Below are 13,055 nucleotides of genomic sequence, written 5' to 3'. Positions count from 1 at the left end.
CACAGATGTGGTCTGCAGCCATACCGTCCCCACGATTCACCGGCGATCACCTCTCAGATATTTTACCTTGGCACATCAGTGCGTTTCCTTTAGGTGACATTATTGTTACGGTTCTTAGGTTCCTATTTGAGATATTTATTAGATAGAAGGGACCTATTTATGGCTTCCACAGAAGTGGCCCACAAGCGTCGCCCCCCGCTGGATTTTCGCGGTTACGCGGCCATCGTCATGGCAGTGTCGCTCTCTTTCGCCTACGGACTGCAGATGTATGCCACCGTTCCGGCGTTCGGGATACTCCAAGAGGAATTTTCCCTTGATCTGACCCAGATCGGTCTTCTGGTCTCCATCTGGTTCCTCGGCTACGCCGTCGCCCACGTGCCCGCCGGTTTCGCGGCAGCGGCCTGGGGCGTCAAACGGGTCGCCGTTTGGGGCGCATTTGCGCTGGTGATCTCGACGCTCCTGTTCGTCGTCGCCGAAAGCTACACCATGATGGTCATCTCCCGTGGCCTCGGCGGCCTCGCCATGTCGTTTATGGCTGGCGCGGCCTTCCCGTTGGCGACCGCCTGGGCTCCGCCCCAGCACGCCCGCCTCGTCGTGGGCGGGCTCGTCAACGGAGTCGGCTTCACCGGCGGCTCCGCCCTGGGCCTTTACCTCTGGACCATCCTCATCGACTCCTACGGGTGGCGCCAGAGCACCCTGATCGCCGGTGTGATCAGCTTGGTCGTCGCCATCGCCGCAGTCTTCTTCGTCAAGACCCCGGACTATGTCAAGGGGCTCGACGGCGGCCACTTCAGCTGGGAGTCGACCGGCGAGGTGTTCCGGTCCCGCTCCATCTGGGCGATCGGCATCGGCAGCGTCTGCGGCTACGGCGCTCTCTTCACCGTCTCTCAGTTGGGCCCCGGCTATGTGGAATCCGAGTTCGGCTTCTCCGCTGAGTCGGCTGGCCTGCTCGGCGCTTTGATGCTGATTCTCGGCATCCCGGCGGCGCTGGTGAGCGGAGTCATCGCGGACCGTGCCCGTTCCTTCCTCCCCACGTTGTGGGTCCCCGCCGGCCTGCTGGTTCTCCTGCTGCTGGTGCTGCCGTTCATAGAGGGCAGCGCATTGTGGGTTGTTCTCCCGCTGATCGGCATTCTGGGTTCGATGTACTTCTCCCCGGCCACCGTCGCCCACGCCGAATACCCGGACGAGATTTCTCCTCAGAACTACTCCACTGCTTTTGGTCTGGTGTTGTCGCTGGGCAACGTCGGCGCCTTCGTCTTCCCTTACGTTTATTCCGTGAGCGCCGGTTACGTGGGCGAGAGGTGGAGCTGGATGGTGCTGGGCGCCATCTCCGCAGTCGCTTGGTTCGGCTTCTTCTTCGCCAAGGAGCCCCGCGGCGGCAAGCAGAAAAAGATCACTATCGTCGGCTCCACCAAGGCGCCAAAAACCCCGTAGTAGGAGGGTTTCCATCTCCGCCATTGCCTACCGGACATGGCGGGGCACACGTGAAAGCCGCACCGATGTATCTCGGTGCGGCTTTCCGCGACTCCGCCCCGGGAATCGCCGGGCGCGGCCTCTGTCAGCCTTCCAGGGCCAATAGATCGTCGACCGTCTGGCGCCGCAGCATGAGTGTGGCCTCGCCCGCGCGCACGGTGACCACGGCGGGTTTGCTGAAAGCGTTGTAGTTGGAGCTCATCGCGTAGGAATACGCCCCGGTGGCGGCCATGGCGAAGTAATCTCCGGTGGTCACGTCCGCGGGGATCTGCGCGTCGTCGATCAGGATGTCGCCGGATTCGCAGTGCGAGCCCACGACACGAGAGGCGACTGGTTCTTCATCTGTGAAGCGGGAGACGACCCGTCCGTCGTATTCCGCGTCGTAGAGTGCGGGACGGATGTTGTCGCTCATTCCGCCGTCGACGGCGAGGTAGCGACGGGTGAAGTTTTCGCTGACGTCGACGGTTTTGATGGCGCCGACCTCGTAGACGGTGACTCCGGCGGGGCCGGCGATGGCGCGGCCCGGCTCGACGAACACGGCCGGGGCGTCGATGCCCAGGTCGGCGGCGGTCTTGCCGACGGCGGTGAGCAGGTCGTGGGCGACCTTGTCCACGTCCAGGGGGCGCTGCCCCTCGGTGTAGGCGATGCCGTAGCCGCCGCCCAGGTCGAGCTCCGGCAGGCTGACCCCGAGTTCGGCGTGGATGCGCGAGTACAGCTCCAGCACGCGTTCCGAGGCCAGGGCGAAGCCCTCGGCGTCGAAGATCTGGGAGCCGATGTGGCAGTGCAGCCCGACGAGCTCGAGGTTTTCGGCGGTGATCGCGGCGCGCGCCGCATCGAAGGCTTCCCCGGTGGCCAGGGAGAAACCGAATTTCTGATCCTCGTGGGCGGTGGCGATCTTGGCGTTGGTGCGGGCCTCCAGGCTGGGCTTGACGCGGACCATGACGCGTTGCACGCGGTGCTCGCCGCGGGCGACGGCGTCGAGCAAGACGAGTTCTTCGGCGTTGTCCAGCACGACGTGGCCGAGGCCGTCGGCGCCGGCGCGGACGCAGTCGCGCAGGAAGTGCACCGATTTATTGTTGCCGTGGGCGGTGATCCGATCGGCCGGGAAGTCGGCGCGCAGCGCGATCGCCAGTTCGTTGGCGGAAGCCACGTCCAGGCTCAGGCCTTCTTCGTCGACCCAGCGGGCGACCTGACGGGTCAGAAAGGCCTTGGAGGCGTAGTGCACGCGTTCGGGCCCGCCGAAGGCCGCGGCCATGTCGCGGCAACGGGTGCGGAAGTCATCTTCGTCGATGACCATGACCGGGGTGCCGTAGTCTTCGGCGATTTCGGGCAAGGGTACCCCGGCGACGGTGACCACGCCGTCTTCCTGGCGCTGGGCGTTACGCGGCCAGACGTGCGCTGGCAGGTCGTTGAAGTCAGTCATATAACGAGGGGAACCTTCCTACATGCGCTCCGGTGCAGAGACACCGAGCATGCCGAGCGCGTTGGCGAGGGTCTGGCGCGACGCGGTGGCCAGGGCCAGGCGCGCGGAGTGGATGGGGGCGGCCGTCTCCCCTGCCTTGGGCAGGATCTGGCATGCGTCGTAGAAGCGGTGGAACACGCCGGCGAGTTCCTCCGCGTAGCGGGCGACGCGGTGCGGTTCGCGCAGCTGCGCGGCGGTGGTGACCACGCCCGGGAATTCGCCGAGGGTGCGGATCAAGTCGCCTTCCCGCTCGTGGGTGAGCAGGGAAAGGTCGGCGCCGTCGACGTCGACGTCTGCCTCGCCGGCCTTGCGCGCGATCGAGCAGAGGCGGGCGTGGCCGTACTGGACGTAGTAGACGGGGTTGTCGGAGGACTGCGACGTCCACAGCGCCAGGTCGATGTCCAGGGAGGAGTCGACGGAGGATCGGACCAGGGAGTAACGGGCGCCGTCGATGCCGATGGCTTCGACGAGGTCGTCGAGGGTGATGACGGTGCCGGCGCGCTTGGACATGCGTACGGCCTCGCCGTCCTTGAGCAGGTTGACCAGCTGCCCGATGAGCACCTCGACGCGGTCGGAGTCGTAGCCCATGGCGGCGGCCGCGGCCTTGAGGCGCGCGATGTAGCCGTGGTGGTCGGCGCCGAGCATGTAGATGGCCAGGCTGTGGCCGCGGTCGAACTTGTCGGCGACGTACGCGATGTCGCCGGCGATGTAGGCGGCGTCGCCGTCGGACTTGATCACCACGCGGTCCTTGTCGTCGCCGAAGTCGGTGGACCGCAGCCACCAGGCGCCCTCGGATTCGTAGAGGTTGCCGTTGTCCTTGAGCTTGTCGACGGCGCGCTCCACCGCCCCGGACTCGAACAGCGAGTTCTCGTGGAAATAGACGTCGAAGTCGACGCCGAATTCGTGGAGGGAGGTTCTGATGTGCTCGAACATCATGTCCACGCCGGCGGCACGGAAGGTCTCCTGGACGGTGGCGGCGTCGCCGTCGAGGGCGCCCGGCTGCTGCTCGACCACGCGGGTGGCGATCTGTTCGATGTAGTCGCCGCCGTAGCCGTCTTCCGGCGTCGGCTGGCCTTGGGCGGCCGCGACCAGGGAGCGGGCGAAGCGGTCGATCTGGCCGCCGTGGTCGTTGAAGTAGTATTCGCGGGTGACCTCGGCGCCGGCGGCCTCGAGGATGCGGCCGAGGGAGTCGCCGACGGCGGCCCAGCGGGTGCCGCCGAGGTGGATCGGGCCGGTCGGGTTCGCGGAGACGAACTCCAGGTTGATCTTCTCATCGGCGTAGATCTCGGAGGAGCCGAAGTTGTCGCCGGCGGCGATGATTTTGCCCACGATGTCGCCCTGCGCGGCGGCGGCGAGACGGATGTTGATGAAGCCCGGTCCGGCGACGTCGGCGACGTCGATGGCGTCGTCCTTCGCCAGCGCCTCCGTCAGCCAACCGGCGAGCTCACGGGGGTTGACGCCCGCCTTCTTGGCCACCTGCATCGCCAGGTTGGTGGCGTAATCGCCGTGTTCAGGATTGCGCGGGCGCTCCACCGTGACGGCGTCCGGGACGACGCTGGAGTCGAGGTCGTGCGCTTCGAGCACCGCGGTGGCGGTCTCCTTGATCAGTGTGGCGAGGTCTGCAGGTGTCATGGGGCAAAAGTCTAGCGCTCCCCTGGCCTCGACGGTATTTGAGGCCGTCGCCCGCGGCGCCGGGTGCCTCGGCCGGGAGGAGAGGTCAGGATCAGCCGAGGTAAACAGACACCAGGCAGATCGTGACGATGGCTCCGACGAGGTAGTTCAGCCACAGGAACACCCGCCAGGCACGGTTGACGTCCTCGCAGGTCTCGTCGGTGATGTTCCAGAACCGCAGGGTGTTGGCCACGTATCCCAGGCCGGCGACGCCCACCACCCAGGCCGGGGGCGGGATGAAAAAGACGAGCACCGCCGCCACCAGATACGCCGCTGCGGACAGCCGGGTCGTCAGACGGGCGCCGAGGACCGTGGCGATGGAGCTCAACTCGCCCTCGCGGTCGGCCTTGACGTCTTGGACCGCGCCGAGGGCGTGACTGGCCATGCCCCACAGGAAGAAGGCCACGGCGCCGAACCAGAAGTAGAGGCTGACCTCTCCGGCGGTGATCGTGGCGCCGACCAAGGCGGGGGCGACGAAATGTGTCGAGGACGTCACCGAATCCAGGACGGGGCGTTCCTTGAAGCGCAGGCCCGGGGCCGAATAGGCGATGACCGCAGCCATGGCCACGGTCAGCCAGACCGCGGAAGACACGGTGCCGGCCGCATACATCGCCACGAGGAAAGGCACGGTCGTGAGCACGGAGGCCCACAGTAACGGCGCGTGCATCTGCTTGGGCAGCACCGCGCCTTCCACGCCGCCCTTGCGTGGGTTGCGGATGTCGGACTCGTAGTCGAAGACGTCGTTGATGCCGTACATGGCGATGTTGTACGGGATCAGGAAGAACAGGACGCCGACCCAGAACAGCCAGTCCAACGAGCCGCCGGAGAGCAGGTAGGCCGCACCGTAGGGAAAGGCGGTGTTGACCCAGCTGATCGGCCGAGAGGCCGAGAGGACGCCGGAGATGAGGTTCACGAGTCGGCCTTCTTTCTGTCTGGTTTCCGACCCGGCCAGAACGCGGGGACGATCAGCGCGACGAAGACCGGGTAAAAGAAGTCCTCGACGGGCACGAGACCGATCTGCAGGCCGAGGCGCTGCGCGTCGCCGTAGCCGACGAGCTCGGCCCAGATCATGAAGTTGTCGAAGATCGCGGTGAGTACGAGCAGGACCGTCGCGACGATCGCGGTGACCGGCAGTTGTCGGGGCGCAGTGTGGCGCCGCAGCACCCACAGCACCACGGCGACGAAGAGAAAGGGCAGGCTGATCAGCAGATAGGTCATGCGTTCCGCCTCTCACGGAAGTCGAGGATCATGCGCGCACCCGAGGTGAGGTTGATGGTCAGATAGGTCAGGAAAAACAGGAAGATCGGTTCCTCGATCGGCATTTCCGGGGCCAGAATGACCCCCGTCATGTACTCGGAGCCGCCGCGGAAGAAAGAGCCGGTCATGATGCCGAAGGCGTCCCACAGCAAAAACGCCGCCACCATCACGATCGACAGCACCGTGGCGCGGCGGGCGTCGAGAAAGAAGGCGAGTTTCCAGCGCCAGTCGCACAGCACCATGCAGCCGATCGTGACCAGCAGGATGATGAGGTAAGCAAACGGAAGGAGGGACTCAAGCACGGGCGACTCCGTTCTCCGGGAGCGGCCCCGGGCTGGTGTCGCCGTTGATGCGTTTGAGCACGTTTTCCGCGGAGATCAAGCACATGGGGACGCCGACGCCGGGCACCGTGGTGGCGCCCGCATAGTAGAGGCCGGCGACCTTGCCGGAGACGTTCTTGCCGCGGAGAAACGCGGACTGACGCAGTTCGTGGCCCGGCCCGATGGACCCGCCGCGCCAGGCGTGGTAGCGCTCGGCGAAATCCGCCGGTCCAAGAGTTTTCTTGACGACGATGCGCTCCGCCAGGTCCGGGACGCCCGCCCAGTCGGCCAGCTCCGCGATCGCGGCCTCGGCGATGGCGTCGACACGCGGCGAGGCGCCCTCCCGGTAGGCGTCGCCGTGGCCGATCTGCTCCTCTGCGGGAACGGGCACGAGGATGAAGAGGTTTTCGTGGTCTTCCGGGGCGACGTCCGGGTCAGTGGCCGAGGGCATGGAGACGTAGATCGATTGGGAGGCGTCCAGCGGTCGACTGTCGACCGGCCCGTCGAAGACGGCTGCGAAGTCCTCGGACCAGTCGCGGCTGAACAGCAGGTTGTGATGCGCCAGCTGCGGGAGTTTGCCCTTCACGCCCGCCATGACCAGCACCGTGCCCAGGCCCGGGTCGCGGGTGGAGAACCACTTCTCCGGGTAGGTGCGCAGCGCCGGCGGCAGCAGGTGGGTTTCGGTGTGATGCAGGTCCGCCCCGGAGACGACGATGTCGGCGGTGATCTCCTCCACGGCGCCGTCGGCACGCCGCACGCGCACGCCCGTGGCCCGCGCCTTGCGCCCCTCTGCGACGGTGGTGATCGCGGTGACCTCGGTGTCGAGCTGGAAGTGCGCGCCCTGCTCGACGGCCAGCCGGTGGAAGGAGTCGACGACGGCGGTGAACCCGCCGAGCGGGTAGCGCACGCCCTGGACCAGATCGGTGTGGCTCATCAGGTGGTACAGCGACGGAATCTTCTTCGGCTGGGAGGACAGGAACACCGCCGGGTACGTCAGGATCTGCTGCAGGCGATGGTCGGTGAAGCGTTCATTGACGAAGCTCTCCAAAGAACGGGTCAACAATTTGGCCAGCGAACCGAGCCGTTCGCGCACGTCGCGGTGCAGGAGCGGAATCGGCGTGGAGAAGGTCGTGTATAAAAAACGCTCGAGCGCGATGCGGTACGTGTCGCCGGCGCTGTCCAGGTACTCGCGCAGCTTCTGCCCCGCCCCGGGTTCGATGGATTCGAAAAGCGCCGCGGCCTCCTCGACGCCGCTGGGCACGTCCACGGGTTCGTCGCCCTCGGGAAAGAGCCGATACGCCGGGGCGAGGTCCACCAGGTCGAGCTCATCGGCGGTGGTGGTGCCCAGCAGGCGGTAAAAATGGTCGAAGGCGTCCGGCATGAGATACCAGGACGGCCCGGTGTCCCAGCGGAAACCGTCGTGGCCGTCAATGTCCAGGTTGCCGGAGCGGCCGCCGACGGAATCGCCGCGTTCGACGACGGTCACCTGTATGCCTTGCTTACCGAGCAACGCCGCCGTAGCTAAGCCGGCGACGCCGGCTCCGATCACGACGGCCGTGCGCGGGGTGTTCTTCGTCATTGTCTTATCGTCCTTTGGGTGGGGTGAGGCGGGGCGCGGTGGCTGCGGCGCGGGCCAGCAGCACCGCCTTGGTGGGGCCGGGGACGCTGACGCGACGTTCGCTCAGCTCCGCGGCGGGAAGTGCGTCGATGCGGTCGGTCAGCTCGCGGAAAAGCTCCGTGGCTGCGAGGACGCCGATGCGGGCGGACATGGGCAGCAGCGGAATGACCGCGCGGGCGTCGGCGAGGTCCTGGCGGATGTCGGCGACCAATTCGACCTTGCGTTCCTCGGTGAGTTCGCGGCCCTCCAGTCCGGGAAAGTACGTCCGCCCCAGCACGTCGGTGTCCTCGGCCAGATCGCGCAGAAAGTTGACCTTCTGAAAGGCCGCGCCGAGAGAGCGGGCGCCGGCGGTCAACCGCGCGCGGTCTTCGTCGGTGACCGGGTGGTCGGCCAGAAACACCGACAGGCACAGCAAGCCGATGACCTCGGCGGATCCGTACACGTAGTCGTCGAACCCGCCCTGGTCGTAGCTCGCCTGATTCAGGTCGCGGCGCATGGATGAGAAGAAGGCGGCGACGTGGTCCGGGTCGAACCCGCAGCGGCGGGCGGTCGCCGCATAAGCGTGCAGGACCGGGTCGGTGTGGAAACGCTTGCCCGGCGCGGCGAGCACGGCGCGTTCGTAGGCGTCGAGTTCCGCGCTGATGTCCTCGTGGTTGATGTCGGCGGCTGCGGCGGTGCCGTCGACGATTTCGTCCGCGATGCGCACCATGGCGTACAGGTTGCAGATGTCGATCCGGACTTGTTTTGCCAGGGCGCGGGTGGCCAGGGAGAAGCTGGTGGAATACGCGAGGATGATTTCCTGGGCGGCCTTGGCGCAGGCGTGGTCGTAGCGGGAGAGGTAGGCCTCGAAGGCGTCAGGCATGGGCGCGCAGCATCCTTTCTATCTTGTCGGCGACGGAGTGCAGGCCCGTGCGGATGGCGGGATCCAGCTCGGCGCGGTCGATGTGGCTGCGGGCCTCGGCCAGGTGGGTGTCGCCCTCGGCGATGACGTCGTCGACGACGTCTCGGACTCGGCGGGGGTCGTTGACGGCGTCGCCGGTCAGCCGCATGGTCATCAGCGTGTAACGGCCGTGGATGACGTCGCCGGCGGCTTGTTTTCCGGTGTCGCGGCTGTCGCCGATGGCGCCGGCGATGTCGTCGGCGGCTTGGTAGGCGCAGCCGAGCGCCTGCCCGATGGGTTTCATCGGGGCGGTGTCGCGGCCGGCGGCCAGCGCCCCGAGTTTCAGGGGGACTCCGAAGCTGTATTCGCTGGTTTTGAGGTGGTTGCTCAGCCGTACGCTCTCGAGGTCCGGGGCGGGGTTAGCCAAGTGGGCGATGTCGAGGATCTCGCCGGTGAAGGTTTCGTGGGCGGCGGCGGTGAGCAGTCGCAGGCCGTGGCGCACGGTGGCGTCGTCGAGGTCTGAGTCCGACAACAGCCGGAGGGCACCGTTGACGCCGAGGTCGCCGGCGACGATCGCCACGGACGTGCCCAGGTGCTCGTCGCCGAATTCGTCGCGGATGCGGGCGTGGATGGTGCGTTGTCCGCGGCGCATGTCGTCGCGGTCGATGATGTCGTCGTGGATGAGGAAGGCGCCGTGCAGCAAGTCGACGCAGGCGCCGAAGACGGTGGCGGCGTACAGGCCGTCGTCGTCGACGTCGCCGGCGGAGATGTGCACCAACCTGGAGCGCAGGTGTTTGCCGCCGAGGGCGAAGGAGCGCACTCCTTCGTAAGAGATGTCGAGCAGCGGCGATTCCGTCGGCGTTTCCTGCCCCGAGCGGGTGAGGAACTGCGCGATCAGCTCCAGGGAGTCGGAGACGCGCTCGTCGACCCCTTTACGCATCCCGTTGTGCGTCGCATTCATGGTCACATCGCCTCCTTCAGAGTTTTTCCGAGCCGGCCGCGGCGGGCGAGGCGCCGGTGCGGCGGATGGTCCTGCCAGTTACGCACCATCGTATAAAATCCCCGGTAGAACCGTACGGTGATTTGGCGGATTCCACGCAGCGCGCGGTCGTCCATGCCGACGACGAGGTCCGGTTGAAACCAGATCGTCTCGTCTTCGCCGACGGCGAAAGACAGGTGCATGTCGTCGTGGACCAGGGTGTCGCTGAAGTCGACGTCCTCGCGCACCCTCGCCCACCAGTCCGCGCGGATGGAGCAGTTGGTGCCGTAGAGGGGGTGGTGGCCCAGCGCGGAGCCGACTGAGGCCCGGTAGGCGCCCAAGTAGGCGGAGCTGGCGAAGTCTCCGGCCGGGCCGTCGAGGTCGAAGCGGGCGGAGCCGGTGACGCCGACGACGCGGCGACCCGGCGAGGAGTCGGCGGCCTGCCAGACGTCCTGCAGTTTCTGCAGGTAAGCGGGCTCGACGTGGACGTCGGCGTCGACGCGGACGAAGACGTCGCTGACGGCGGCGTCAAATCCTGCTTTGGTCGCCCAGGTGATGCCTTCGCGCGGCTCGTCGACCACGCGCGCCCCGTGCCGTAATGCGACCTTCCGGGTGTGGTCGGTGCTGGCGTTGTCGACGACGATGATCTCGTCGGCGGGGCGCAGTTGGGCGGCGAAGCTGGCCAGACACCGGTCCAGCAGTTCGGCGTCGTTGCGGCACGGGATGACGACGCTGAAGGTGGGGCCGTCGGTGCGGGCGGACTGGTGGGTCATGTCGTGCCGTCCCGTCGTGTGGTCGTGCAGTGGGCGTAGAAGAGCAAGGTGAGTGGGGCGCTTTCGTTCGAGCGGGAGAGGTTGAGGGCTCCCGGGTCATCAACTTAGTTAGCCAGGCTAATTAAATTCTGTCCAGCTCGCCGGATACTCCCTGTGGGGCGGGGGTAGCCCCTCCCCCGCGATAGGGGCGGTTTTACGGCGCCGCCGCGTCCGGCACGGCCAGCCAGCTCCACTTTTCACTGTTTTTGCATGCAAAATATCTAGCCAGACACGGGGGTATCGCGGTCGGGGAAAACTAAGACGAGCGTTCAGGTAACTGTCATTTCTTAACAAAACCCTGTGTAGGCTCAACGGCACGCGGAGCTGGATTTTGGCGCCCCGCAGTTTCCTGATTCTTTTCCGAAAGGCCTTCGACATGCGTACATTCACTAAAATCGCCGCCGCCGCTTTCGCGGCGGCGTTGCTTCCCGCCACCCTCACCGCCGGCGCCCAAGACCTGACCGACGGTGGCCGCGCCTCCAGCATTTCCGCGGACGTCCTTCCCGCCGGCTCCAGCTTCGGCCCCGAGCTGTCCCAGGTCGACTACGTGGATCCGGAAAAGTACGTGGGCGATTGGTACCAGGTGGCGGCCGTCCCGCAGCCCTACACCCTGCAGTGCACCAACGACACCACCGCCGAATACGAGCTGATCGACGACACCACCCTGTCCGTCGTCAACTCCTGCGGATCCCAGATCAGCTCCGACTCCGTGATCGAGGGCACCGCCACCATCCGAGACACCGACACCAACGCCTCTCTGCGGGTGAACTTCCCCGGCGTCCCCTTCCAAAACGAGGACGGCCCGGTCAACTACCGGATCACCTACCTCGCCGACGACTACTCCCTGGCCATCGTGGGCGACCCGCAGCGTCGCTCCGGATTCGTCCTCAGCCGCACCCCGGCGCTCGACGCCGAGCAGTGGAACCTGGTGGAGACCACCGTCTCCGACCGTGGGTACTGGTCCTGCTCCTTCCTGACCACCCCGATGCAGGAAGGCCGCCAGGACATCACCCCGCTCTGTCTGCTGTAGACGACTCTCCCGGTCCCCGGCGCGCGGCCGCGAGAATGTTGCGCGCCATCACCGGGAACACAAAGGCGTGGAAGGGCGCCACCGACCACCAGTACAGCCGGCCGACGAGTCCGGTCGGGGCATACACCGCCCGCTGAGTGTAGGTGCACCCCTTCTCCGTGTCCTCCACCTCCAACGACAGCCAGGCGCGCCCGTCGACCTTCATCTCGGCTGCGAGCACCAGCCGGCGTGGGCGGTCGAGCTCGGCCACCCGCCACCAGTCGACCCGGTCCCCGGTAGACAGCCGGTGCGGATCGCGGCGCCCGCCCAGCCCGGGGCCGCCGATGAGCTTGTCCAGCACCCCGCGAATCCGCCACAGCGCAGGGGCGGAATACCAGCCGTTGGCGCCGCCGATACCTTCGATGACCTCCCAGACCTTCTCTGCGGGTAGGTCGCTGTCGCGCGAGCGCACGTCCTGATAGACGGACGTCCCCGCCCATTCCGGATCGGTGGGCAGGCTGTCCGCCGCGTCCTGGACCTCGGTCCAGCTGCGGTCCCAGGACGTGGGCACACCGCGTTCGCGTTCCGCTTTGATGGCCAAGCGCACGGCCTCCGGGTACGCGATGAGCCCGCCCGGCGGATCCGGGATGACCGCTTCGATGTCGTGTTCCTCGGTGACGGCGTCCTCCGCCATGGACTGCGCCAGGGGCACTGCCAGCTTCGCGGGCACCGGCGTGACCAAGCCGATCCAGCCGCCGGAGAGCTTGTCCATGGGCAAAGGCAGCGGCAGCGAGAAGATCCAGCGGCGCAGCCCGTGTTCTTTCCCGTACATCTTGAGCAGATCGGCGAATTCGTAGGTGACGCCGCAACCGACGTCGAAGGCGCGATTGACCGGTTCCGCCAGGTCCGCCGCCGACACGAGGTAATACAACGCGTCGCGGATCGCGAGCGGCTCGATCTGGTTGCTGATCCACTGCGGCGCCACCATCACCGGCAAACGTTCCGTCAGGTGCCGGATGATCTCGAAGGAGGCCGACCCCGAGCCGATGAGCGTCGCCGCACGCAACACCAGCGCGGGGGTCTCGCTCCCCAAGAAAATGCGGGCGACGTTTTCCCGGGAACGCATGTGCTTGGACAGCTCTTCCAGGGGTTTGTCCTGCGGGTGCAGCCCCGACAGGTACACCATCTGGCGCACGCCGGCGGCGTCGGCCGCGTCAGCGACGGTCCGGGCGGTGCGCTTTTCCGCCTCTTCGAAATCCTCACCCTTGTCACCCATCGAGTGCACGAGGTAAAAGACCACGTCCACGCCCGCCATGATGCGGGCGACGTCGTCTTTCTCCCCCAAGTCAGCCTCGACGAGTTCGGCCTGCTCACTCCAGTCGAAGCGGCGCAGGCTGTCGACGTGGCGGGAGGACGCCCGCACCTTAAAGCCCGCGGCGAGCAGCTCCGTCACGAGGCGACCGCCCACATAACCGGAGGCCCCGGTGACCAGCACGGTGCGGGAGGGATGGCGGGCGGTGTAGTCCAGCGTGGTTGGCACGACGGTAGGCATGGGCCCCACAGTAGAGGCGAAA

The 13,055-nt window shown here is 66.7% G+C and carries 12 protein-coding genes; 2 read left to right on the top strand and 10 right to left on the bottom strand.

Annotated elements, in window-relative coordinates; genetic code table 11:
- Window positions 1-159: 159 nt before the first annotated feature.
- Window positions 160-1,434 (top strand): MFS transporter, encoded by a 1,275-nt coding sequence (locus tag B841_RS05660; protein WP_020934528.1) that lies wholly within the window; start codon window positions 160-162, stop codon window positions 1,432-1,434.
- Between the two features lie 124 nt (window positions 1,435-1,558).
- On the opposite strand, the gene lysA is transcribed toward B841_RS05660, so the two are convergent.
- The 9 genes from lysA to B841_RS05615 all read right to left on the bottom strand — a co-directional run bounded on the left by lysA (window position 1,559) and on the right by B841_RS05615 (window position 10,433).
- Window positions 1,559-2,896 carry a diaminopimelate decarboxylase gene (gene lysA, locus B841_RS05655; protein ID WP_020934527.1) on the bottom strand — a complete coding sequence of 446 codons (1,338 nt, stop codon included), beginning with the start codon at window positions 2,894-2,896 and terminating at the stop codon, window positions 1,559-1,561.
- Between the two features lie 18 nt (window positions 2,897-2,914).
- Window positions 2,915-4,567 (bottom strand): arginine--tRNA ligase, encoded by a 1,653-nt coding sequence (gene argS, locus B841_RS05650; RefSeq protein ID WP_020934526.1) that lies wholly within the window; start codon window positions 4,565-4,567, stop codon window positions 2,915-2,917.
- Window positions 4,568-4,658: 91 nt separating this feature from the next.
- On the bottom strand, window positions 4,659-5,519 hold the full coding sequence (locus B841_RS05645) for a prenyltransferase (RefSeq protein WP_020934525.1): 861 nt from the start codon (window positions 5,517-5,519) through the stop codon (window positions 4,659-4,661).
- Complete coding sequence (locus B841_RS05640) at window positions 5,516-5,824, bottom strand: lycopene cyclase domain-containing protein (protein WP_020934524.1); 309 nt, start codon at window positions 5,822-5,824, stop codon at window positions 5,516-5,518. Before B841_RS05640 ends, B841_RS05645 begins: the two co-directional genes overlap by 4 nt.
- A complete protein-coding gene (locus tag B841_RS05635; protein ID WP_020934523.1) occupies window positions 5,821-6,165 on the bottom strand; it encodes a lycopene cyclase domain-containing protein in 345 nt (114 codons plus the stop codon). Before B841_RS05635 ends, B841_RS05640 begins: the two co-directional genes overlap by 4 nt.
- Entirely contained in the window at window positions 6,158-7,762 is a 1,605-nt protein-coding gene (gene crtI / locus B841_RS05630) for a phytoene desaturase family protein (RefSeq protein ID WP_020934522.1), read from the bottom strand. The genes B841_RS05635 and crtI overlap by 8 nt, the downstream gene beginning before the upstream one ends.
- Before the next feature lie 4 nt (window positions 7,763-7,766).
- Window positions 7,767-8,663, bottom strand: coding sequence for a phytoene/squalene synthase family protein (locus tag B841_RS05625; RefSeq protein ID WP_020934521.1), 897 nt, complete (start codon window positions 8,661-8,663; stop codon window positions 7,767-7,769).
- Window positions 8,656-9,642, bottom strand: coding sequence for a polyprenyl synthetase family protein (locus B841_RS05620; RefSeq protein ID WP_041631770.1), 987 nt, complete (start codon window positions 9,640-9,642; stop codon window positions 8,656-8,658). Before B841_RS05620 ends, B841_RS05625 begins: the two co-directional genes overlap by 8 nt.
- Window positions 9,643-9,644: 2 nt before the next feature.
- Complete coding sequence (locus tag B841_RS05615; RefSeq protein WP_020934519.1) at window positions 9,645-10,433, bottom strand: glycosyltransferase family 2 protein; 789 nt, start codon at window positions 10,431-10,433, stop codon at window positions 9,645-9,647.
- A 415-nt stretch (window positions 10,434-10,848) separates the two neighbouring features.
- Between B841_RS05615 and B841_RS05610 the strand changes: the two genes are divergently transcribed.
- Entirely contained in the window at window positions 10,849-11,502 is a 654-nt protein-coding gene (locus B841_RS05610; RefSeq protein WP_041632120.1) for a lipocalin family protein, read from the top strand.
- On the opposite strand, the gene B841_RS05605 is transcribed toward B841_RS05610, so the two are convergent.
- Window positions 11,480-13,033 carry an SDR family oxidoreductase gene (locus B841_RS05605; protein ID WP_041631769.1) on the bottom strand — a complete coding sequence of 518 codons (1,554 nt, stop codon included), beginning with the start codon at window positions 13,031-13,033 and terminating at the stop codon, window positions 11,480-11,482. The two genes, B841_RS05610 and B841_RS05605, sit on opposite strands and share 23 nt — an antisense overlap.
- Window positions 13,034-13,055: the final 22 nt, after the last annotated feature.

Source organism: Corynebacterium maris DSM 45190 (genome assembly GCF_000442645.1).
In the GTDB taxonomy this organism is placed as follows: Bacteria; Actinomycetota; Actinomycetes; order Mycobacteriales; family Mycobacteriaceae; genus Corynebacterium; species Corynebacterium maris.
Note: the sequence above shows the minus strand (reverse complement) of the source record. Positions and strands in the feature narration are given on the sequence as shown.